At 43.3% G+C, this 23,869-nt stretch carries 22 protein-coding genes; 12 read left to right on the top strand and 10 right to left on the bottom strand.

The window, feature by feature from the left end:
* Positions 1 to 358 precede the first annotated feature (358 nt).
* From MJ761_RS02985 to MJ761_RS02970, 4 genes are all read left to right on the top strand, one after another.
* The gene (locus tag MJ761_RS02985) at positions 359 to 685 is read left to right on the top strand and encodes an HLGFF motif protein (protein ID WP_093090516.1); all 327 of its coding nucleotides are present in this window, start codon (positions 359 to 361) and stop codon (positions 683 to 685) included.
* A 29-nt stretch (positions 686 to 714) separates the two neighbouring features.
* Entirely contained in the window at positions 715 to 2,043 is a 1,329-nt protein-coding gene (locus MJ761_RS02980; protein WP_093090518.1) for an MFS transporter, read from the top strand.
* Between the two features lie 119 nt (positions 2,044 to 2,162).
* Entirely contained in the window at positions 2,163 to 4,991 is a 2,829-nt protein-coding gene (gene uvrA / locus MJ761_RS02975) for an excinuclease ABC subunit UvrA (protein ID WP_093090520.1), read from the top strand.
* Between the two features lie 161 nt (positions 4,992 to 5,152).
* Positions 5,153 to 5,995 carry a MetQ/NlpA family ABC transporter substrate-binding protein gene (locus MJ761_RS02970; protein WP_093090522.1) on the top strand — a complete coding sequence of 281 codons (843 nt, stop codon included), beginning with the start codon at positions 5,153 to 5,155 and terminating at the stop codon, positions 5,993 to 5,995.
* A 90-nt stretch (positions 5,996 to 6,085) separates the two neighbouring features.
* Here the strand turns inward: MJ761_RS02970 and MJ761_RS02965 are convergent, their stop codons facing one another.
* The 6 genes from MJ761_RS02965 to MJ761_RS02940 form a co-directional block, all read right to left on the bottom strand.
* Complete coding sequence (locus tag MJ761_RS02965; RefSeq protein ID WP_176715018.1) at positions 6,086 to 6,655, bottom strand: pseudouridine synthase; 570 nt, start codon at positions 6,653 to 6,655, stop codon at positions 6,086 to 6,088.
* Between the two features lie 71 nt (positions 6,656 to 6,726).
* Complete coding sequence (locus MJ761_RS02960; RefSeq protein ID WP_093090524.1) at positions 6,727 to 7,521, bottom strand: ABC transporter ATP-binding protein; 795 nt, start codon at positions 7,519 to 7,521, stop codon at positions 6,727 to 6,729.
* The gene (locus MJ761_RS02955; protein WP_037490821.1) at positions 7,518 to 8,420 is read right to left on the bottom strand and encodes an ABC transporter permease; all 903 of its coding nucleotides are present in this window, start codon (positions 8,418 to 8,420) and stop codon (positions 7,518 to 7,520) included. Before MJ761_RS02955 ends, MJ761_RS02960 begins: the two co-directional genes overlap by 4 nt.
* Before the next feature lie 100 nt (positions 8,421 to 8,520).
* Positions 8,521 to 9,519: an ABC transporter substrate-binding protein gene (locus MJ761_RS02950; RefSeq protein ID WP_093090527.1), complete on the bottom strand. Its 999-nt coding sequence runs from the start codon at positions 9,517 to 9,519 to the stop codon at positions 8,521 to 8,523.
* Between the two features lie 291 nt (positions 9,520 to 9,810).
* Positions 9,811 to 10,614: a squalene/phytoene synthase family protein gene (locus tag MJ761_RS02945; RefSeq protein WP_093090529.1), complete on the bottom strand. Its 804-nt coding sequence runs from the start codon at positions 10,612 to 10,614 to the stop codon at positions 9,811 to 9,813.
* Between the two features lie 129 nt (positions 10,615 to 10,743).
* Positions 10,744 to 11,409, bottom strand: coding sequence for a DUF421 domain-containing protein (locus MJ761_RS02940; RefSeq protein WP_093090531.1), 666 nt, complete (start codon positions 11,407 to 11,409; stop codon positions 10,744 to 10,746).
* Between the two features lie 411 nt (positions 11,410 to 11,820).
* On the opposite strand from MJ761_RS02940, the gene rlmB reads away from it, so the two are divergent.
* Genes rlmB through MJ761_RS02925 form a run of 3 tightly spaced genes read left to right on the top strand, consistent with a single transcriptional unit; the run spans position 11,821 to position 14,014 of the window.
* The gene (rlmB, locus tag MJ761_RS02935; RefSeq protein ID WP_093090533.1) at positions 11,821 to 12,570 is read left to right on the top strand and encodes a 23S rRNA (guanosine(2251)-2'-O)-methyltransferase RlmB; all 750 of its coding nucleotides are present in this window, start codon (positions 11,821 to 11,823) and stop codon (positions 12,568 to 12,570) included.
* A 53-nt stretch (positions 12,571 to 12,623) separates the two neighbouring features.
* Positions 12,624 to 13,058, top strand: a complete 435-nt coding sequence (locus MJ761_RS02930) for an NfeD family protein (protein WP_037405603.1) — start codon at positions 12,624 to 12,626, stop codon at positions 13,056 to 13,058.
* Positions 13,059 to 13,060: 2 nt separating this feature from the next.
* On the top strand, positions 13,061 to 14,014 hold the full coding sequence (locus MJ761_RS02925; protein WP_037405604.1) for an SPFH domain-containing protein: 954 nt from the start codon (positions 13,061 to 13,063) through the stop codon (positions 14,012 to 14,014).
* Between the two features lie 140 nt (positions 14,015 to 14,154).
* Here MJ761_RS02925 and MJ761_RS02920 read toward each other — a convergent pair whose 3' ends face one another.
* Positions 14,155 to 14,535, bottom strand: a complete 381-nt coding sequence (locus MJ761_RS02920) for an Mth938-like domain-containing protein (protein WP_093090535.1) — start codon at positions 14,533 to 14,535, stop codon at positions 14,155 to 14,157.
* 149 nt (positions 14,536 to 14,684) lie between these two features.
* Here MJ761_RS02920 and MJ761_RS02915 point away from each other — a divergent pair, with 149 nt between their 5' ends.
* The 3 genes from MJ761_RS02915 to MJ761_RS02905 all read left to right on the top strand — a co-directional run bounded on the left by MJ761_RS02915 (position 14,685) and on the right by MJ761_RS02905 (position 19,026).
* Positions 14,685 to 15,998 (top strand): homoserine dehydrogenase, encoded by a 1,314-nt coding sequence (locus MJ761_RS02915; RefSeq protein WP_093090537.1) that lies wholly within the window; start codon positions 14,685 to 14,687, stop codon positions 15,996 to 15,998.
* A 641-nt stretch (positions 15,999 to 16,639) separates the two neighbouring features.
* The gene (locus MJ761_RS02910; RefSeq protein WP_176715019.1) at positions 16,640 to 17,029 is read left to right on the top strand and encodes a type IV pilin protein; all 390 of its coding nucleotides are present in this window, start codon (positions 16,640 to 16,642) and stop codon (positions 17,027 to 17,029) included.
* Positions 17,030 to 17,121: 92 nt separating this feature from the next.
* Entirely contained in the window at positions 17,122 to 19,026 is a 1,905-nt protein-coding gene (locus MJ761_RS02905; protein ID WP_093090541.1) for an ATP-binding cassette domain-containing protein, read from the top strand.
* A gap of 60 nt (positions 19,027 to 19,086) precedes the next feature.
* Here the strand turns inward: MJ761_RS02905 and MJ761_RS02900 are convergent, their stop codons facing one another.
* From MJ761_RS02900 to pmbA, 3 genes are all read right to left on the bottom strand, one after another.
* Positions 19,087 to 20,331, bottom strand: coding sequence for a DUF1615 domain-containing protein (locus tag MJ761_RS02900; RefSeq protein ID WP_218060180.1), 1,245 nt, complete (start codon positions 20,329 to 20,331; stop codon positions 19,087 to 19,089).
* Positions 20,332 to 20,383: 52 nt separating this feature from the next.
* Positions 20,384 to 20,878, bottom strand: coding sequence for a disulfide bond formation protein B (locus MJ761_RS02895; RefSeq protein WP_093090545.1), 495 nt, complete (start codon positions 20,876 to 20,878; stop codon positions 20,384 to 20,386).
* Between the two features lie 90 nt (positions 20,879 to 20,968).
* A complete protein-coding gene (gene pmbA, locus MJ761_RS02890; RefSeq protein WP_176715031.1) occupies positions 20,969 to 22,300 on the bottom strand; it encodes a metalloprotease PmbA in 1,332 nt (443 codons plus the stop codon).
* A gap of 141 nt (positions 22,301 to 22,441) precedes the next feature.
* Between pmbA and yjgA the strand changes: the two genes are divergently transcribed.
* A complete protein-coding gene (yjgA, locus tag MJ761_RS02885) occupies positions 22,442 to 22,966 on the top strand; it encodes a ribosome biogenesis factor YjgA (protein ID WP_093090549.1) in 525 nt (174 codons plus the stop codon).
* 87 nt (positions 22,967 to 23,053) lie between these two features.
* Positions 23,054 to 23,842, top strand: coding sequence for an indole-3-glycerol phosphate synthase TrpC (gene trpC, locus MJ761_RS02880; protein WP_093090551.1), 789 nt, complete (start codon positions 23,054 to 23,056; stop codon positions 23,840 to 23,842).
* The last annotated feature ends 27 nt before the right edge of the window (positions 23,843 to 23,869 follow it).

The raw sequence follows: 23,869 nt of genomic DNA, 5'->3' as shown, positions 1-23,869 counted from the left end.
CCTAAATAAATTATTGCGCCTATGCCTTATAGCAATAGTGCACACATCATATACAGCCAGTACCTGTAACACTGGCAAACCAAACAGTATACGCAGTATTTTGCTCTTTTTCCGGTTTCTCTACCCCAGCAACATAACGATTAAAATGACACGACTAAGCTGCCAACTCATATAGTTATCAAGATACTGCTGGTGATACTTTATCTAACACATGATGGTTTACAATGAATACTAATAAATATTCTGCGCGCAGAATGATGAATATTAGCAAACATAATTTTTTATAAGCTGCTAGAATCCTGACAGTAAGATACAGAAATTGATTAAGTCCTTTTCAATATCCAGAGAACTTTTTATTATGCTTTATTTTAGTATTAATAGCCCAGATAACCATCATCTTGGTTTTCTGGTTTTGATGGACAATGATGACTCTACTTATACCAATGGAGCCAGCGGTTATTATGCAGTTAAAGCACAGGCGGATGAAGCAGATATTCAAGCCTGCTCAGTACAATGGCAGATATTGCAGCAATTATCCCAGCATGACAGCCTAAGTTGGTACAGACAATCTGATTATGTGCAATTATGTGATGCTGAAAACAATATTATCGGCCGTCTACAACAACAATATCTTAGTCTGTGTGGTCAGCATTTTCTGCTTAACGACCTTACCGGCACCCTGTAACCATTCAGTACCTTTTTGCAAGATCATTTATGTCTACTCCTGATATATTGCCGTCTGGCAGCCAGTTTGCTTTTGCCCGTACCAAAAGATTTCTGCCCCTATTTGGTACTCAGTTTTTTGGCGCATTCAACGATAATCTGTTTAAAACCGCATTATTTGTGCTGATTAGCTTTTATGGTTTAGGCTCCAATTCTTGGTTACCGGCCAGCCAGATGCTTAATGCCGGAGCCCTGCTGTATATTCTGCCTTATTTTCTGTTTTCTGCCCTGTCCGGCGAATTATCAAATAAACTGGATAAAGCAATACTGGCACGCTGGATAAAAGCCACAGAAATCTGCATTATGCTGGTAGCCGGCTTTGGTTTCTGGCTGCATTCTGTAGCAATATTAATGTTGTGTCTGTTTCTGATGGGTACACATTCCACCCTGTTTGGCCCTTTAAAATACGCTATTTTGCCCGAGTATTTATCATCATACGAACTGCTAAATGGCAATAGTCTGATTGAAAGTGGTACTTTTTTATCAATACTGCTCGGGCAGATTTTCGGTACTATTTTGGCAGGTACAGACACCGTCTGGCTGTTTGGCACCCTGCTGTTTGTAGCCATGTTGGGACAACTGGCCAGCATGTTTATGCCACGTGTACCGGCGCAGATTCCCCAGCAATACATTGATACAAACATTTTGCGCAGTACCAGACAATTACTTAAACAAACCTATCAGCAGAAAAGCGTCTGGATAGCCATAATCGGTATTTCATGGTTCTGGCTAGTGGGTTCCGTTTACATCACTCAGCTACCTACTTTTACCCGTCTGAATCTTGGTGGTAATGAAGCTGTATTTAACTTGATACTTACCTTGTTTTCATTAGGCATAGGTAGTGGTTCAATTGCCTGTGCACGTCTGAGCCGCCATCAGTTACATCTCAGTTTGGTTATGCTGGGCGCCTTTGGCATCACTATCTTTGGTCTATTGCTGATTTGGGTCACTAAGGCACAACATAATCTGCCCATCGGGGGAATCGGTACATTTTTAAGCCGGCCTCACAGTCTGGCAGTCATGCTATTCATTATTGGTATCGGCTTTTGCGGTGGTTTCTTCTCCCTCCCCTTGTATACATGGCTTCAGACAAGCAGCAGCGACAAATTTCGTGCACATGCAGTTGCCGCCAATAACATTATTAATGGCCTGTTTATGGTCTGTGCAGCAATATTGAGTGCAATACTTATCTGGCTGTTTAACAGTATTAATGTTCTGTATTTTATTGTCGCTTTGGGAAATGTTCCAATTTTATTCTACTTATGGCGTAGCCCGGAATTGCGCCTTGATTTTAAGAGATTTATTTTACGCAAACATTAAAACCTTTACTTGACAGCTTTAAATTGGCGTTTTGAAATGGGTATAATACCGGATGGTTTTAATAAACTGCAATTTGATTAAAGCCAATTATCTCATTTCATTAGCTCGGGCAAGGCATTATGTCAGATAACGACACGATTCATATTCGCGGTGCACGTACACATAATCTTAAAAATATAGATCTGGACATTCCCCGCCATCAACTGGTAGTTATTACCGGTTTATCAGGCAGTGGTAAATCTTCTCTGGCTTTTGATACTTTATACGCAGAAGGACAACGACGTTACGTTGAAAGCCTGTCGGCCTATGCCCGTCAGTTTCTGCAAATGATGGAAAAACCAGATGTCGATTTAATTGAAGGTCTGTCTCCGGCTATTTCCATTGAACAGAAAGCCACTAGTCACAACCCCCGCTCTACTGTAGGCACAGTAACTGAAATTCACGATTATCTCCGCTTACTGTATGCTCGGGTAGGTACGCCATATTGTCCGGAACACAATCTGCCACTTTCCAGTCAAACTGTTTCACAGATGGTAGATCATATTCTGGCTTTGCCGGAAGATACGAGGGTAATGATTCTGGCACCGGCCGTGCGGGGGCGCAAAGGTGAATTCATAGACTACTTCGCTGATTTGCAGGTACAGGGTTTTGCCCGAGTACGGGTTGATGGAGAAGTATATGCGATTGAAGAAATACCCAAGTTACAGAAAAACATCAAGCATGATATTGATGTAGTCATCGACAGAGTAAAAGTACGCGCTGATATTAAACAGCGTCTGGCTGAAAGTTTTGAAACCGCGCTGCGCCTTGGCAATGAACGTGCACTGGCTATAGAAATGGACAGTAAAGAAGAACATTGGTTTTCTGCCCGCTTTGCCTGCCCTGTATGCTCATACAGCCTACAGGAACTGGAACCGCGACTGTTCAGCTTTAACAACCCAGTCGGTGCCTGCCCCAGTTGTGACGGACTGGGCAGCATGAATTATTTCGACCCTGAGCGCGTGGTTATGCATCCAGATTTATCTCTGGCCGCCGGTGCCATTAAGGGCTGGGATAAACGCAATACTTTTTACTTCCAGATGATTCAGTCATTGGCTAATCATTTTGATTTTGACGTTGACACTCCCTTTAACCAGCTAAAAGAAAAAATTCGGAATATTGTGCTGCATGGTTCCGGCAAAGAACAGATTGAATTTACTTATCTATCGGAACGAGGTACTAAATTTACCCGCAGCCATCCTTTTGAAGGTATTTTGCCCAATCTGGAACGGCGCTATCGGGAAACTGATTCTGCCACGGTGCGTGAAGAGTTAGCCCAATACCAGAGCCATCGTGCCTGCCCGACCTGTGGTGGCGCACGTCTACGGACTGAAGCGCGTTACGTTTATGTGGGCGGTAAGCCATTACAAGAAGTAAACGCATGGCCGCTCACAATTACACTGGATTTTTTCCAGAATCTGAATCTGGATGGTAACAAAAAACAAATTGCCGAAAAAATTCTCAAGGAAATCAATGAAAGGCTTGGTTTCCTGATTAATGTTGGTCTTAACTATCTGTGTCTGGCGCGTAGTGCAGAAACTTTGTCTGGGGGAGAAGCACAGCGTATCCGTCTGGCTAGTCAAATTGGATCCGGTCTGACCGGTGTGATGTACGTACTGGACGAACCCTCTATAGGCCTGCATCAGCGCGATAATGACCGCTTACTGGATACATTGAAACACCTGCGCGATCTAGGCAACAGCGTGATCGTGGTGGAACATGATGAAGATGCCATTCGTGCTGCAGATTTTGTTGTCGATATGGGCCCGGGAGCCGGTGAACACGGTGGCCACGTGATAGTAGCAGCCCCACCCAAACAGGTTGCCAGCTGCAAAGAATCAATAACCGGCCAGTATCTCAGTGGCAAAAAATCCATTAGCATACCAGCACAACGCACTCCTGTAGACAAAAAACGCTTATTGGTATTAAGTGGAGCCAGCGGCAATAATCTCAAAAACGTCACTTTGACATTACCGCTTGGGTTGATTACCTGTATCACCGGCGTCTCCGGCAGTGGTAAATCCACTCTGATAAACGATACTCTGGCAAAAATTGCAGCACGTGAACTGAATCGTGCCAGTGAAGATCCGGCACCGTATGAAAATATTCAGGGATTAGAAGAACTGGACAAAGTAATCAATGTCGATCAGTCGCCTATTGGTCGTACGCCGCGTTCCAACCCTGCTACCTATACCGGTTTATTCACCCCAATCCGCGAACTGTTTGCTGGCGTACCGCTGTCACGAGAGCGCGGTTACAGTGTTGGGCGGTTTTCATTTAACGTGAAGGGTGGACGCTGTGAAGCCTGTCAGGGCGATGGCGTAATCAAGGTCGAAATGCATTTTTTGCCTGATATCTATGTTCCCTGCGAAGTTTGTCATGGTAAACGTTATAATCGCGAAACACTGGAAATCCAATACAAAGGTAAAAACATCAGTGAAATTCTGGAAATGACTGTTGAAGAAGCCTGTAGCTTCTTTGATGCAGTACCAACGGTAAAACGCAAACTGCAAACCTTACTGGATGTAGGGCTGGGCTATGTACGTCTGGGTCAGTCAGCTACTACCTTGTCCGGCGGTGAAGCTCAGCGTGTTAAGCTGGCACTGGAATTATCCAAACGCGATACAGGTCGTACTCTATACATACTGGATGAACCCACTACCGGTCTGCACTTTGCCGACATTGCCCTGTTACTGGAAGTTATCCAGCGCCTGAAAGGTAAAGGCAACAGTATCGTTATTATCGAACATAATCTGGACGTAATCAAAACAGCCGACTATATTGTTGACCTTGGACCGGAAGGTGGTGATGGTGGTGGTACCATTATTGCAGAGGGTGCACCTGAAGAAGTGGCCGCTAACCGCAAAAGCTATACTGGTAAATATCTGAAACCAATGCTGGGCAAATAATCTTTCATCTTGTCTGGCTGGTACAGCCAGACAATTTTTGGTTACAAGTGGCTACTTCGCTGATTAACCATAGCATACCCATATGTAAAAAATACAAGCAACATGTATTTTGTGTTATGTTAAACAGTATATTTTATTGTTTATCTTAATTAAGGTTAAATATGAAAAAATTGTTATTTGCATTACTATCTGTGGCCGCAATTAGCACCGTACTCACTGCATGCAGCCAAAAAGATGAATCTGCGCCAACGGCAAGCACCACCAGCACTCCTGCTTCAACTACAGAAACGGTACTTAAAGTAGCAGCGTCCCCTGTACCTCATGCTGAAATTCTTCAAGTAGCCAAATCACTGTTGCAAAAAGAGGGCATCGATTTACAGATTGTGCAAATGACAGATTATGTGCGCCCGAATATTGCTCTGGCTGAAAAAGATGTAGACGCCAACTTTACCCAGCATAAACCTTATTTGGATAATTTTGTGCAAAAGCATAAAATGCAATTAACACCAGTTGTCAATATTCATGTAGAGCCAATGGGCGTTTACTCTAATAAGGTTAAATCTCTCAGTGAAGTTCCCGATGGCGGTTTGGTCACCATCCCCAATGATGTATCCAATGGTGGCCGTGCCTTATTACTGCTGCAAAAAGCTGGCTTAATCAAATTAAAAGCTGATACAGGAATAAGTGCTACAGTACGCGATATTGTAGACAATCCGAAACACCTGAAAATTACCCCGATAGATGCGCCACAGTTGCCACGTACTTTAAATGATGCCACTTTAGCTGTCATTAATACCAATTTTGCACTGGAAGCCAAACTGGTACCGACGAAAGATGCTTTGTTTATTGAGGAAAAAGATTCACCATATGCAAACATTCTGGTTGTACGCACTGGTGATGAACATCGTGAAGCAATTCAAAAATTGAAAGAGGCTATGACTTCGCCTGAAGTGAAAAAATTTATTGAAGAAAAATATCAGGGCGCAATTATTCCGGCTTTCTGATTAATTGTATATTACTGATCAATAAATATAACCCTTATGCCTACTGGCGTAAGGGTTATATTTTACATCTGGAAAAACATCGATAACTCATTACAAATCGCGCGGGTTAAGCGCTTGCCAGTGTCCTAAAGGTAAATCCAGAGAAAAAACATTTAACCGTCCAATACCAACCCGTACCAGACGTAGGCATGGCCAACCAACTCTGGCACACATGCGTCGCACCTGCCTGTTTTTACCTTCACTGATGCGAATCTGCAGCCAGAAATCTGTTACTGTCTTGCGAGTGCGGATTGGCGGTACACGTGGCCACAGGCGCTTACTATCCGCAGAACTCACCACACTCACCTGTGCCGGAGCTGTAACAAAATCGCCCAAATCTACGCCCCGCGCCAGTTGCTGCAAGCGTTCCGCATCAGGCTTCCCCTCTACCTGTGCCCAATAAGTTTTCACCAACTTGTATTTCGGATGAGCAATCTTTGCCTGCAAACTTCCGTTTGCTGTTAACAATAATAAACCCTCACTATCTGTATCCAACCGGCCGGCAGGATAAACATCCGGTAAAGGCACATATTGCTTCAGAGTAGGATATTTTTCATGGGGACTGAACTGACAAATCACCCCATACGGTTTATTCAGAACAATCAATTCAGGCACAAACATTATTTATCCATTCAACAAATCAGGCTGCCAAAAATACTTTTGACAGCCTAATTAAACAACAATACACAGAATTAACTCAGCAATAAAGCATCATCAGTTACTTTTTCACCCTGAGTATGTTCAAACATTTTTAACAGATCTGAGACATTCATACCGGTACGCTTATCACCGGCCACATCCAGAACTACCCGCCCCTGATGCAGCATAACAGTACGCGAACCATGATCCAAAGCCTGCTGCATTGAATGAGTTACCATCATTGCCGTTAGCTTGTTTTCACTTACAATCCGATCTGTCAGCTCAAGTACAAAAGCGGCTGTTTTCGGGTCAAGTGCAGCAGTATGTTCGTCCAGTAACAGAATTTTGGAACCCTGTAATGAAGCCATTAGCAGACTAACAGCTTGCCGCTGCCCACCAGAAAGCAGACCAATCCTGTCACTCAGGCGATTTTCCAGCCCCAGATTGAGCATAGCCAGCTTTTCCCGAAACAGTTCACGGTACTGGCGTTTAATCGCCGCGCGTAAACCGCGTCTGCTCCCGCGCCTGAGTGCTAAAGCCATATTTTCTTCTATGGTCAGTGCTTCACAGGTACCGGCAAGCGGATCCTGAAATACCCGAGCCACCAACGGTGCGCGTTTATAAGCCGGTTCATTGGTCACATCTTTATTATTAATGGTAATACTGCCAGAATCTATCAGAATATCACCACTGATAGCATTGAGAAAGGTTGATTTGCCGGCACCATTGCTACCGATAACAGTAACAAATTCACCCTCAGCAATATTCAAACTCATGCCACGCAAAGCTGGATTTTCAATAGGCGTTCCTGCATTGAATGTCAGGCGTAAATCATCTGCGCGCATCATGCTTTTAATTTCCTTTTAAAATAACTTTTGATTGCAGGCAAACGCAATGCCAACACCACCAGAATGGCCGTTACCAGATTCAAATCCTGTGGTCCAAAACCAATATGTTGCAGCGTATCGCTCCCCAATGCCAGTGCAATAAACGCACGATACAGTACAGCTCCGACAATCACAGCCAGCGTAATTACAAAAAAACGCTTACCAGGAATTAATGTTTCACCAATAATCACTGCCGCCAGACCAACAACAATCGTACCGATACCAATAGAAATGTCAGCACCACCCTGCGTCTGCACAAATAAAGCGCCGGCCATAGCAATGAATGCATTAGACATTGCCATGCCTAACAGCAGAATCCGCGCGGTATTTACCCCTTGTGCACGTGCCATGCGAGCATTTACGCCGGTAGCACGCATTGATAAACCTATTTCAGTGGCAAAAAACCAGTCCAGAAACAACTTAGCTATCAACACAAAACCGAATATCACAAGTGGCTGTACCCAATACTGATTGCTGAAATCAGCATTGAAAAACGGCGTGAAGACACTGGGCTGATCCAATAAGGGTAGATTAGGTGCGCCCATAATACGCAGGTTCACAGAATACAAGGCCACCATCACCAGAATGCTGGCTAAAAGCTGCATGATTTTCAAAGAAACATGCAACCATGCAGTCATCAGACCAGCACAGGCACCGGCAGCGCCACCAAGTGCCGTAGCCAGCCACGGATTAATTCCATGAGTCACGCAGACTGCAAATACCGCTCCACCCAGTGGAAAACTGCCATCAGCAGTTAAATCGGGAAAATCCAGAATACGAAATGAAATCAGCACCCCCAGAGCAACAAGGGCATATATCAGCCCGCTTTCTAAAGCACCAAATAAAGCTATAGAAGACATATCATCCAATTAATAAATTGTAGTTGAAAATAAAAACAACATCGGCAAAGCCTGAATCAGCCTGCCGATGTCACGGTATTCAGTTTGAAAACCGGTTATCCTAATCGATCACGGTAGCTTGCTTGAGTAGCTCTGGTGATAAAGTAATACCCTGTTCTGCGGCATTTGATTTACTCACCATTAAATCCAGTTGCTCGACAGACATACGTTGCGGTGCAATATTGCCTGCCTGTTCACCTTTCAGAATCCGCCCTACAATCTTCCCGGTAGCAACACCAAGCTCATGATAATTTACGCCCATAGCCACAGCCGCCCCGCGTTTTACTGAACCAGTATCTGACGCTACCAGCGGCATTTTCATGTTCTTGGCAACCTTGAACATGGATTCATAGGCAGAAACCACATTATTGTCCAGTGAAGTATAAATCAAGTTTGCCTTACCCTGTAGGCTTTTTGTAGCAATCGGCACATCAGTCGTGCGCTGCGCCGGAACCGCTGCCACATTAATACCGTCTTTAGCCAATAAAGTCTGCAATTGTCCTAAAACTACCGTCGAATTAACTTCACCCGGACTATACACATAGCCAACAGTTTTCAGATTGGGTACCACCTGTTTCATCAAATCAATCTGTGGTTGCAACGGTAGTTCATCAGACACACCGGTTACATTAGTTTTACTCGGCTCCCAGTTGGCAACCAGCTTCGCTGCCACCGGATCGGTTACCGCAGCAAATACCACCGGTATTTTACGGGTTGCCGCAACCATAGATTGCGCACTAGGTGTACCAATAGTGACAATCGCATCCGGATTACTACCGGCAAATTTTTTGGCAATCTGGCCAGCTGTAGCTGTATTGCCCTGTGCACTTTGGAAATCCAGTTGCAGGTTTTTTCCCTGCTCGTAGCCTTCAGCACGTAGCTCATCTATCACCCCCTGACGCACTGCATCCAGTGCCGGGTGCTCTACTATTGCCGTAATCGCCACTTTTTTCATACCATTATCACTGGATTTGCTGCCCTGTTCCGATGGCGAACAAGCTGTAAGCAAACAGGCAGCAGATAAACCCAGAATCAGTAATTTTTTTTTCGCTCCAAGCATATTGGATTCCTCAGCACAAGATTATTTTGAAGCAATTTTAGCAATAAATTTGCTTACACCTACTTAAATAAGCAAATGATGGCTTAAATTATACAAAAAACAGCCTGAATACGTAATTAAAATTATTTAAATAAACAGTTTTACCCCGAAACAAAATGCCAAATTGTATATTTTGAAGCAATAAAATGCCAAATACCAGACAAAATTGTTAAAATAATGCTCATAACCAACAATCCTTGCCACATATCACTTTTCTTCCCAGAACAAGCAAGCTGAATTTCAGCCTGCTTACTACAGCGGCAGGAAATTACATAGCCAGATTTGCCAGCACAACCGCTGCTGTCGCGGGCGCGGCACAATTAACTGATAGCGCAAAACATTAGCCACCCCATCCTGCTCAATCTCCCTGAGCAATGCAGAAGCAATCTTCAGCATGGCCAGACTGGCACCCTGACGACCTTTATCTACTGATGGTAACAACGTCATCACTGTTTTAAACTGCTTTTTTAACTCATCTAACCATGTATTTAATAAAGCCGTAAATTCTGCACTACCGCGTCCATTTAATACCACATGAGCCGGCACATTAAATTCCTGTAACATCGCTACTGGAATATAAAGCCGTCCCTGCCGTGCATCTGCACCAATTTGCGAAAACAGTTTTACAAGTTGGCATAATTCACCAACTTTTCCGGCAAATTCCAAAGTTTGTTGTTCAGTAAACCCCAATATCCTGCTACCCAAACATCCTGTAACCATACCTGCCTGAAACGCATACTGATGTAACTGACTCCTATCCTGAAATCTAGCCTCAGTCAGTTCCGTAAAATGCGCTTTAATCAAGGCCAGCAACTCAGACTGTGGCAAAGCATATTCTGCAATAAGCGGTTGCAGAGCCTGCATCAGTGGATGTGACGGCATGGCTTTAGCAGAATAAAGCTCGTGTATCTGCTGTTGCCACCAGTTAAGTGTAGTTAGCGCCACAGTGACGTCTGTACAATCATGCACCACTTCCTGCAACTCCTGTTGCAAAGCATATAGCACCATCAGTGCCTGACGCCGTGAACGACAAAGAAAAGGAAAACGAAATGCCATAGCACTTTTGCTATGGCATATTTTCTGATAACAATATTCAAGTGGCTGCACAGCAATAAACTATTTTTAATTTAAACAGCTATTGTAACCTGTCGTGGCTGTTCCCCAGCAATATCTATACACAGAAATTTAACTTTTCAGCGTATCTTTTTTCACCTCACCTGAACGCAGAATAAAGTTTAGCCGACCTTCCCAGAACTCAATCAGGAATAAATCATTTTCAGATAAATGGTGCTGCTGTATTTTTTGCTCCAGCCACTTTTCATCTTTATTTATTCGCTCCAGTTCCGTTTTACGAGCTTCGCCATCTTTAAATAAAATCAATGAAGGATATTTGCCCTTGTCAGTGAGCACAGTTAATGAACCACTTGGTTCAATCTGCGCATAACTGACTTCCTGAAAAGAGGTAATTCCCTGTGCATGTAAAAGCGAAGCTACATTCAAAATATCAATTTTATTTTTTTTGCGCAGAATATTGTCCATTAAAAAGCGCCCGTCTTTCATAATGGGAATCGGTTCGCCAATGGCAAACATCCTGAAAAAACTCACATGTTTACAGATCCAGTTTAAGAGAGAAATCAGACCAACACCAATTAACAACACAAAAATATATTGATGAATCGGAATATCCTCATTATAAATAACCCCACCGATAATTCCGCCGAGTACAAAGTTACCGATAAAGTCTACCGGTGTCATCTGATTCAATTGAGTTTTACCCGTAAAATTCAAATGCAGAATCACAATCAGAAAGCCAATAAGAAACTTGGCCAGTACCCATAAATAGTATTCCATAAGAAATCCTAACTGTATTTCAAAGTTAAACACCCAGCCAACAAATGTTGCCCCAGGCTCCTTCCCCCATACAAGCTTAATTCCCAACTATACTGATACAGTATGAATACAAAATAACATGTAAAACTTTTATATAAATTTAATCTAATATTATTTTAATTTTTTGATAAAAATATATTTTTTTACTCAATATTTCTACACTTATCATAAGTATATATACAGTTTTGTTTCATCACCTATCTAGTGGCAGACAAATCATTTCAAACTTCTTATCCTCCTGCCTGTTTCAGCAGTAAATAAAAATGATAGACATCACCTTGCCATACAAATAAAATGACAAATAAAGTGTAACCAGATTGATACACTGATTTCAGCTATAATTGACTTCTTTACATATTAAATTAAACATCCATGTCAAATCAGCGCCTCATCATTGGTTTTCATGCAGTTAATGCCCGTTTATGGCAAAACCCCGCTAGCATTATTGAGCTTTATGTACTTGAGGGTAAACATGATGCTCGGATGCGTGATGTATTAAGCAAGGCTGAAACAGAAAATGTGCGTGTCATCGTTGCAGATCAGGCACGCCTTGATATCCTAAGCAAACACGCACGCCATCAGGGTGTAGTTGGATTTATTGATGCATCAAAACAGCATGTAGATATTGAAGATGTACTCGAAAACCTGAATGAGCCACCATTATTGCTCATTCTTGATGGCATTACCGACCCGCATAATCTCGGTGCCTGCCTGCGTGTAGCAGATGTTATGGGCGTGCACGCGGTTATTGCCCCCAAAGACAAAAGTGCCGGCCTGAATGCCACAGTAAGTAAAGTAGCCTGTGGCGCAGCCGAAACTGTACCCTATATTACCGTTACCAATCTGGCTCGCACCATCCGGGAGCTGAAACAACATGGTATCTGGATTATTGGCACTGACATGCAAGGCAGTGATGATTTATACCACTTTACAGCGCCCAGAGCAGTAGCTTGGGTAATGGGTGCGGAAGGAAGCGGAATGCGCCGTTTAACTCGTGACCTCTGTGACACACTAGTCTCCATTCCCATGTTCGGAACCGTTGAAAGCCTGAATGTTTCCGTAAGTACAGGAATTGTCCTGAGTGAAACGCGTAGGCAGCGGATACTAGACAGCAATGGCTAAAATTGTAATAAATATTTATCCCTGATAACCATTACCAGATTAAGGAGATGCAAATGATTTGGTTCATTGTTGCCCTGATACTATTTGTATTGGAAATGTTCAGCGGTACCTTTTATCTTCTGGTAATCAGCGCCTCATTACTCAGCGCTGGCTTAGCTGAGTGGCTGCTGCAAACCAGTAATAATATTAATGCGGTAATTGCTACGGTTTTTTCCATTGTAGGCATCATCATTGTACGTCTGTGGCAACAGAATCATCCGCGTGAAAACAAAGCCAAGGCAAGTGATAACCCAGATTACGGCCAAACTGTAGTGCTAACTAAGCCACTAGCCAACGGCTTATGGCAGGTACACTATCGTGGCACCACATGGCAGGCACGTTTTATCCAGCCTACCACAGCCAAAACTGGTGACAACGCTCAAATCATCAGTCACAACGGCAATATCTTAAACCTTACTTCTCAAATATCCACGACTTGTCAGGAATAACCATGATTTTATCCTTTCTTTTGCTCGCTGCAATCGTTGTCTTTATCAGCATGGCATTTAAAGTTGTACCTCAGCAGGAAGTCTACATTGTCGAACGCTTAGGCCGCTATCATGCAACCATGGTAGCTGGTTTGAATTTCATCATCCCAATTATCGACCGTGTAGCCTATAAACATACTTTAAAAGAAATTCCGCTGGATGTACCCAGCCAAGTATGTATCACCCGTGACAATACGCAACTCACAGTGGATGGTATCATCTATTTTCAGGTAACTGATCCTAAACTTGCTTCCTATGGCTCCAGCAACTTTGTCGTGGCCATCACGCAGTTGGCACAAACTACCCTGCGCTCCGTAATCGGTCGCATGGAGCTGGATAAAACCTTTGAAGAACGTGATGATATCAACCAAACAGTGGTTGCCTCTCTGGATGAAGCAGCCGTTTCATGGGGCGTGAAAGTTCTGCGTTACGAAATTAAGGATTTAGTACCACCACAGGAAATCTTACGTTCAATGCAGGCACAAATCACCGCCGAACGGGAAAAACGTGCGCGTATTGCTCAGTCTGAAGGGATTAAACAAGAGCAGATTAATCTGGCAGCTGGTCAGCGTGAAGCCGAAATTCAAAAATCTCAAGGGGAAGCACAGGCATCTATTAATGAATCTCAGGGTGCCAAAATTGCACAAATCAATCGCGCTGAAGGGGAGGCTGAAGCCCTTCGTCTAGTAGCTCAGGCCACCGCGGATGCAATCCGCCAAGTTGCCGCCGCCGTTAAAGAACCAGGTGGTACAGAAGCAGTTAATCTGAAAGTGGCTGAACAATATGTCGATGCTTTTGCCAAATTAGCAAAAACCAATAATACCTTGATTATGCCCGCCAACGTAGCCGATATCGGCAGCTTAGTTAGTGCCGGCATGAGCATTATTAAAGGCCAGAACAATAATATAGCTAAATAATTTTCCGGGTCATACATACATTCAGGCTGCTGGTCTAAATTAACCTGTAGCCTGAATTTTTTTAGAAAAATTAATTTAATATAGCTTATCCTGTCCGATAAGCAATCCAGCACTGATTTACTAGATCATTCTAGTAAATACTATGATTCCGCAGTTAATGGCCATAACCAAGCCCAGACATTGCGGCCTTCACTGCGCAATACCATAAAAGTACGACATGCAGCTGCCGTATTCATACTTTCTACACCTATATTTTTCTCAACCAATTGTACGGTTAAACGTGGGTGAATAAACACATGTTTACTGCCCGTTCCAATCAGAATAACTTCCGGTTTCTCCTCTATAGCCTGAGAAAAATCTTCAATAGTTAACTCTTCAGCAGTATTTTTATCCAAAGGTATTACTTCTGTTGCTGTAATACACACTGGCCCGACATATTGCTGGCCATTTATTGTAATTTTGCCAGTATCAAACTCCTCAATCCATAAACCCTGTTTATCGTGGATTTCATCAATCTGCATCAAATATTCCTTATACGTCTCTACACAATCTAATATAACAGTAACAGTAGTAGTCAAAAAAGCTAATTTCAGCTAGCATAGTAGATTAGCGTAAAATTGCAAGTATTAGGAAATCATACAATTAAATAGGTCTAATTGAAGGAGTACAAATGCAGCCTCTACGCATTGGTTTGCTAGGCGTTGGCACAGTTGGTGGTGGCACCGTCAAGCTGTTACAGAATAATGCAGATGAAATCACCCGCAGACTTGGGCGTGAGCTGATTATTACCCGGGCAGCCAGCCGTAATATTGAGCGCACCCGCGAAATATGTGGACATAACACACTCATCAGTGATGATATATTCGATGTAGTCAACGCTCCTGATGTGGACGTTGTAGTAGAACTGATTGGTGGCACAACGGTTGCCAAAGATGCTGTAGTTCAGTCTATTAAAAACGGCAAACATATTGTTACTGCTAACAAAAAGCTACTGGCTGAATACGGCAACGAAATCTTCCAGCAAGCAGCAGAACATAATGTTATGGTAATGTATGAGGCGGCCGTTGCAGGCGGTATTCCCATTATCAAAGCACTGCGCGAAGGATTGGCTGCCAACCATATCGAATCTATCGCCGGTATTATCAATGGCACCAGCAATTTTATTCTGAGTGAAATGCGTGCCAATGGCAGTACGTTTACAGATGCATTAAAGCAGGCACAAATATTGGGCTATGCCGAAGCTGATCCCACCTTTGACATTGAAGGGCATGATGCTGGCCACAAACTCAGCATTATCTCAGCACTGGCGTTTGGTACACCGATTAATTTCAGCCAATGTTATCTGGAAGGCATCAGCCATCTGGAAAGTCTGGATATCTGCTATGCAGAAGAATTAGGTTACCGCATCAAATTACTCGGCATCACGCGAAAAACACCAGAAGGCATTGAGCTACGTGTACATCCCACCCTTATACCCGAAAGCCGCTTACTGGCCAAAGTAGAAGGCGTAATGAATGCAGTATCAGTTCAGGCCGATATGATTGGTCAGACACTTTATTACGGTGCCGGTGCCGGTGCCGGTCCTACTGCCAGTGCCGTGATGGCTGATATTATAGATGTTACCCGTTTGCAGAATGCAGAAGCCAGCTACCGTGTTCCTTATCTGGCTTTTCAGTCAAATTCATTACAGAACATCTCTATTTTACCAATGGACGAGATTACCAGCAGCTACTATCTGCGCGTATCCGCCTGTGATGAGCCAGGAGTATTGGGGGAAATTGCCAATATTTTGGCTGCAGAAAACATATCCATAGAAGCATTGATTCAAAAAGGTATTATCAACAAAGAATCCGCCGAAATTGTTATCCTGACACACTCAACCAAAGAACGCCTAATTAAACAATCTATAGCTCGCATTCAGGCATTACCACGAGTACTGTCACCAGTAACCATGATTCGAATGGAAAGTTTGCACCCACGTTAATTTATTTTGCAGAAACCATAATTGTTATGTACGGGCAATATTGCCCGTACATAATTATTTTTATCATTCACACAAATAAATCCAACCTCAAATACTATAAACTGATATTTTTATCTGGTTGTCTATTTTATAGAGGTAGAAAATATCAACGATATATAATATAAAATTAACACAAATATCAATATTTTATTTATTGACTGATAATATTCAAAATCTCCTGTTGAGAGCCTTGCACCTATTTCGCAATATCAATTTATTAAATCAGTTATGCAAACTCATTTTTCATAAACCAAGCATAAAAAAACACAGCAAATCAGGAAAATTTGCATTCTACAAAACAGATATGCAAAGCACTTGGTATAACTGGAAATTCAATAAAAATATTGTTTCTATCTGATACATTGATCACTGCATCAATCCCAGAATAATTAAACCTCAAACAAATTTTAATCTATTCCCACAAAAATATATTACATTGATATAATACAATATCATGAGTATAAAATCTTCAACCCAAAATGGCACGCTTATTTCATCATCAACCAAATAAGTTTCAATTACATTCAGCTCGGTATAGCATTCTTGGATATAGTCTGACCCAACTATTAATATCATTAGCGATCATCATAATACTTGCCATTATGGCCTACCCCTATTACCGCCAGCACGTGTTGCAGGCAAGACTCCAGCAGGCACAGGCTGCTTTACTTACAAACAGCCAACATCTGGCCAAACACTACCAGAAGCACATCAGTTACAAAAAAAGCGCAAACAGCTGGCCAACATTACCCATCAGCCAGAACCAGCATTTCTGTTTCCGCATTCAAGGTAATCCCCGCTATACCCGTGAAGAACATTACACACTCAAAGCTGTAGCACTGGATACCGAAGCCGAACCACGTATACTCAAGCTTAATCAGGACGGCAAAGTCTTTCTTTGCCAAAGCAGTACCAGCCGCTGTGACGAAAAAGCGCATTTTTTCAGTGGCCACAGCCAAACCGACCTGAACTGCCGAATCTTTAATGACTAGCCATTTCAAGGCCACAGCAACATTTTAATAATGAAACTGTTACAATACGTGCTCTTTTTATAACATACATCTAAACTTAGTCTGGTTGAATCATGAGTATTCTGTCACTGGATAACGCCTGCTTTGCAGTTGGTCATCATCCTTTATTAGATCATGCTTCTCTGCAAATGGAAGCAGGAGAGAAAATTGGCTTTATCGGTCGAAACGGCGCGGGAAAATCCACATTACTGAAAATTTTGGCTGGTGTACAGAAACTAGATGATGGTCTGTTAACCATTCAGAGTAATCAGAACATAGTATATGTGCCACAAGAATCCTTCTTTGACCCGCAGGCAACAATTTTTGACACCATTGCCGAAGGATTGGGTGAGCTACAAAATCTGCTGCGTGAGTATCATCAGCTTAGCCAGAATGTTAGTGACGAAGCCAGCCTGAATCGTTTAACAGAGCTACAGAATGAACTGGAAAGCCGTAATGGCTGGCAGTTTGATGCACTGATTGCACAAACCTTGAGCGAATTAAAACTGCCAGAAAATGAACTCATCAGTAATCTCAGCGGTGGACAGAAAAAACGGGTTGCTCTGGCACAGGCATGGATACAGAAACCTGATATCCTGTTATTAGATGAACCTACTAATCACTTAGATATAGAAGCAATTGAATGGATGGAAAACCTGCTGAGCAATTTCGCTGGCAGCCTGATTGTGGTCACACACGACCGCCGTTTTCTGGATCACGTAGCCACGCGTATTGTTGAATTAGACCGCGGACATCTGCGCAGCTATCCGGGCAGTTTTACTGCCTATAGTGAGAAAAAGGCACAGGAACTGGCTGTAGAAGCCGAGCATAATCGCCTGTTTGACAAATTTCATGCTCAGGAAGAAGCTTGGATTCGCAAAGGTATTGAAGCCCGCCGCACGCGCAATCAGGGACGGGTAAAACGGCTAGAGCAATTGCGGCGCGAACGCGCAGCTCGGCGCGAAGTTCAAGGTCAAGTTAGCTTTAACTTAAATCATGGTGAATCCAGTGGCAAAATCATAGCCGAAATCGAACATGCAGGCTTTGCCTATGATGAACACATCATCATGCATGACTTCTCCTGTGTTATACAGCGGGGAGACAAAATTGGTCTTATCGGGCCAAACGGGGTTGGTAAAACCACATTTCTAAAGCTGATTTTAGGAGAGCTACAACCCACCTCAGGCAAAATCCGTCTGGGCTCCCGTCAGGAAGTCGCCTATTTTGATCAGTTTCGCAGCGCACTGAATGAAAACGATACAGTTTTTGATACTATTGGTGAGGGGAACGACTATATAGAAATTGGCGGGCAACGCAAACATATAATCGGCTACCTTGAAGAATTTCTATTCTCACCGGCCAGAGTTCGCAGTGAAGTCAAATCACTTTCTGGCGGTGAGCGCAACCGGCTGTTACTGGCCAAACTATTTACCCGTCCTGCTAACATACTGGTTCTTGATGAACCCACCAACGATCTGGATATCGATACTCAGGAATTACTGGAAGAATTATTGCGCAATTACAATGGCACAGTATTTCTGGTCAGCCACGACCGTACTTTTCTAGATAATGTTATTACCCAGTCTATTGTATTCAATGGCAACGGCCAGTTAAAAGAATACATCGGTGGTTATCAGGATTACATTGATGCCAGTAAACGTGAACAAAGCTTGCAGGCACCAGCACAAACAGTAAACAAAAATACCAGCAGCAACGATAAAATTCGCATCAAAAACCGGCGCAGTGATAAACTTTCATATAATGAACAGCGCGAACTTGCCAATTTACCTGATGAGCTTGCCACGCTGGAAGCCGAACAAACTGAGTTAAATGAAAAACTTTCCGATCCAGAAATTTTCAAAAAAGACTACAAATTGGCAGCCCAATGGCAGACACGCATTGCCGAAATTGAAGAGCTTTTGTTAGAAAAGCTTGAACGCTGGGAAAGCCTTGAAGCAAAACAAAAGCTCCAGAACTGATATTCATAGAAATAAACAGCTAGTGAATTAATTCCACTAGCTGTTATTCAAAAATAGGATTTATCTTTTACGATGGTGCTTACCACCATCACTCCGCCGCATACAAGTATCATAACGGCGTGTAACATTAGTTGCATACCAGTTAGTATTGTAATCCTTACTTAACTTCGGCCCACTAATCACCACCTGCGGCATAATCGCATAGGGTGGATTTTTACCAAACTGGCGCTTATACAGAGAAATCACATTTTGATACGTAGCCGTATTCTCAAATTCCGCCTGTTTTTCCTGGAGCAAATCTGCCCGAATCTGTTCTGGCTGCATTGCCATACCATGATCCGCAAATAACTGATTTAATGCTGTTTCAGTCTGACTGGGCATAGATTGAGCATTATCATCCTTATCATATAGCAGCAAGTCTCCATCCAGCGACATATTCAAATTAAGCAGTTTATTAATGTCCTGCTGAAAAGCTGCATTGCGACTTGAATACATGCCTGAATTATAATCAGCAAAACGGTATTGTGCATTATCATAGTTAGCCGGATATTTCATCAGCCGGTGAATACCATAATATAAACCACCCTCACGAGTATACATATAATCACGTAACTCATTCACTGAAGTATGGTCGCGCTGATACTGACGCGCATATTTCACCGATACCTGCATTGAGCCAATAGTAGTAATCGGATTATTTTCTTCTCCCAGATCCTTGCCTATAAATTTGGCTGCCGCACTGGCAATCGAATCAGCATAAAACTGCTTAGCAACATAAGTAAAAATCTGCCGATAAATTAAATCCAGTTGCTGTTCTGTTTTAACCGAGCGCATTTGTACCAGAAAACTATTTTCCTTACTCGGTTTATTAAGCAGCACATAAGTAAAATAACGCGAAACTGCTGGTCCTAATGCCGGACCAAACTGTCTGACAAACTTTTGTGGTACCTCAGTCTGAAATGCTTTAATTGCCTTGTTACCCAAATCAGGAACAGTTGGATTGGCAACAAAGTTTGATTCCTGATCCACCACAGCAATCACACTACATACATTTTCCCGTGTCTTGCTGATTTTCAGCTCATCCATAATCTGACTGATATCTGCTGCCCATGCATCCCGCTGCGCTACCCGAGCCGGTATCAGCCGGCTTATTTGAGCGGGCTGGATAAATATCTGACTGTTATCCGGCGAATTTTCATCTGCACCAGACCAGTTTGTATATTCCTTACAGGCAGACAAGCCCCACAACAACATTCCTGCTAACGTTATCCGACCAGCTGCTTTCAGTAAAAATCCAGTATTCATACCATACACATTCATCGAAGCAAATCAGTTCATCGACCTATCCAGTACAGCATTATTTTCTAGCATCCCTGTTGCGCCAAAACCATACCCAAACCCACAGCAATACAACAGTAAAAAATAATGCACTCCATATCGGCAGAGGCACCCACAGAATACGCTGTACCTCTCCACAATTGCCAGTCCCACGAATAATTGGTTCGTACAAATGAAGCAATGGTGCATCCCGCAGCCGGAATGTCCACGGTGCGCCACAGGAAGGCTGATCTATTAAAGGCAAATGTTGAATATATATTTGATAAATCGCCACGCCTAATCCAACCACTGACGCCACACTCACCACAACAACATTAATCACGCGCTCTATACAACTGCGATTAGGACAACAGGCACACAAAAAAGCCAGTAAAGTAGTAGCCATTACCGCAAGCCTTTGTGCAATACACAATACACACGGATTCATACCCAGAATGTATTGACCGATAAATGAACCGGCTGTACAAAGCACACCCAGAAAAAACACACACCACAATGCCTTACGAAAGCTCATTTTCAATCCTCTCAAGCTGGCTGCCACTAAAAGCTGTCCTGATCACTTACTAGCTGGCTACAATAAAACAGACGATAGCCAGTCATAGCCTTATGCACCAGCAACCGTCATATTATCTATCAGAATAGAACCCACCTTATGTGTACTGCGCCTTAATGCATCATCTGCTGCACCAGCCATGGCCATAAACATATCCTGTAAACGCGAAGCAATCGTAATACCCTCCACCGGATAGACAATTACCCCGTTTTCCACCCAGAAACCGGCCGCACCACGGGAATAATCACCAGTAATGCCATTCACACCCTGCCCCATCAACTCTGTAACCAGCAAACCCGTACCCATCGTCTGCAATAGCTCAGCCTGAGTAGTATGCGTATGATTCAGATATAAATTATGAACCCCGCCAGCATTACCAGTTGTAGTCATACCTAACTTGCGCGCACTGTAGCTACTTAAAAAATAGCCAGCTACATGGCCGCCATCAATAACCGTACGCTCATGAGTAGCGACACCTTCAGCATCAAAATAAGTACTGGCCAGTGCCTTTTTCACATGCGGTTTTTCAGTCAGGCACACCCATGGTGCCAAAATTTGCTTGCCTAGACTGTCTACCAGAAAACTGGTTTGCCGGTACAAAGCACCGCCACTAAGCGCGCCTACCAGATGACCAATCAGACTGCCAGCTACCGTAGTATCGAAAATCACCGGATATTTCCCTGTAGCTACAGACTGACTATTCAGACGCCGTACCGTGCGTGCAGCAGCTGTCTGGCCAATAGTTTCGGCTGTATCCAGATCACGAGCATCACGTGCCAGATCATACCAGTAATCACGCTGCATACCTGCATCATCAGCCGCTACCACACTACAGGAAATACTGTGCCGGCTGCCACGCTGATAGGCGCAAAAATCATTACTGTTGGCATATACATATTGATAATGGTCAGTCTGCACCTCAGCCCCCTCCGAATTACTGATACGTTCATCCGTATCCAGTGCAGCCCGTTCTGTACGCTTAGCAATAGCAATGGCTTCATCTGCAGATAAAGACCAAGGGAAAAATACCTCTGTATCACCCAGCTCCGTTGCCAGTAATGCAGCATCAGCCAAACCAGCACAATCGTCCTGAGCAGTATAGCGAGCAATATTCAATGCCGCCGTTACCACCTCCTCAATTGCTTTTTCATTAAAGTCGGCCGTACTGGCTCGCCCTTTAGCCTGCCCCAAATAAACAGTAACATCTAAAGATTTATCCTGCTGATATTCAATATGCTCAACATCTTGCTGGCGCACCTGCACATTCTGTCCAACAGATTCACTGATATCAATTTCAGCTGCATTTGCCCCTTGTCCTATGGCTTTGTGCAATGCCTGCTGACTTAACTGTTGTAACTGTTCGGCACTGTGATGAAACATAATTAACCTCATACAAAGAAGCTTGCATTCTAGCATGCTGATTTAAGCACTGGCAGCAGCGATACATACATGCCAACTGAAATAATACGGATTTTTTGTTAAAATAGACACTTGAAATACAGACACACATGTGACACATACTATATGAATAGCAAGCCTGATAGCCAAACCATTGCAGAACAAGAATGGGTAAGCAAAACCCAGATGAAAAAGCAAATGAACGATTTGCAACAACTAGGCATGGAACTGACCAAACTTTCTACTGATACCCTAAAAAAAATGAATCTGCCCGAAGATTTATTACAGGCAGTAGTAAACTATCAAAAAATCAGCTCCAACAGTGCCCTTAAACGACAGGCACAATATATCGGTCGCCTGATGCGTGAAACCGACACCGCACCAATCAGCGATTATCTGGCACGCCTCAAAGGCGAGAACAGCGCACATAACGCCTACCTGCAAAGGCTAGAAAACCTGCGCCAGCGCCTGATTGCCGATGATAGCAGCCTTACTGAAGTCATCAGCCAGTATCCGCATATCGACATTAGTGCCCTGCGCACTTTAATTCGTAATGCTCGTAAGGAACAGGAAGCTGGTAAACCACCCAAAGCATTCAGAGCAATTTTTCAATTACTGAAAACCGAAATCAACGAAGATACCCCCTCCTGAAACAACAGAATCTATCGCCGAAATTAACAACGGCCATTCCCCCTGTTTGATTAAGCCAATTTCAACGCCCGAGTCTGGAGAAACATCATGAGCGATATTTTAAATAAAATCATTGCTACCAAAAAAAAAGAAGTAGCGGCAGCCAAAAACACTGAATCCATAGCTGAAGTACGTGCACGGGCTTACAACCAAGTACCGGTACGCCCTTTTCTTGATGCCATTCATACCAAACATCAGCAAGGAAAAGCAGCCATCATTGCCGAAATCAAAAAGGCCAGCCCATCTAAAGGGCTGATTCGCCCCGATTTCTCACCGGCAGACATCGCCCGCTCCTATCAGAAAGGTGGTGCCGCATGTATGTCTGTTCTCACCGATGTCAGCTATTTTCAGGGCAGCCTTGCCTACCTGAATACAGCCCGCAACGCCTGTAACCTACCTGTATTACGCAAAGATTTCATCATCGACATCTATCAGGTTTATCAATCCCGGGCGCACAATGCGGATGCAATCTTACTTATTGCAGCAGCACTCAGCCAAACCCAGCTAAATGAGTATGAAGCTATTGCCCACGAACTGGGCATGACAGTACTGCTTGAGATTCACAATGAAGAAGAGTTGGAAAAATGCATTAACATGCGCACCCAATTATGGGGCGTAAACAACCGTAACCTGCGTAACTTCGAAGTGGATTTACAACAAACCATTAAACTTCTACCGTTACTGACGGGCAAAACCGTGGTTACTGAAAGTGGCATCTTTACCACAGACGACATTCACCTAATGCAGCAACATCAAGTAAACACTTTTCTCATTGGTGAAAGCCTGATGCGCAAGCAGAACATTGCTGATGAATTGAGCATACTCGTCAATGCCTAAAGCATTCATACACATCAACTAACTACT

Origin of the sequence: Snodgrassella communis (genome assembly GCF_914768045.1) — a bacterium.
In the GTDB taxonomy this organism is placed as follows: Bacteria; Pseudomonadota; Gammaproteobacteria; order Burkholderiales; family Neisseriaceae; genus Snodgrassella; species Snodgrassella communis.
The sequence above is the reverse complement of the archived record's forward strand: the minus strand, read 5'-3'. Positions and strand labels throughout refer to the sequence as shown.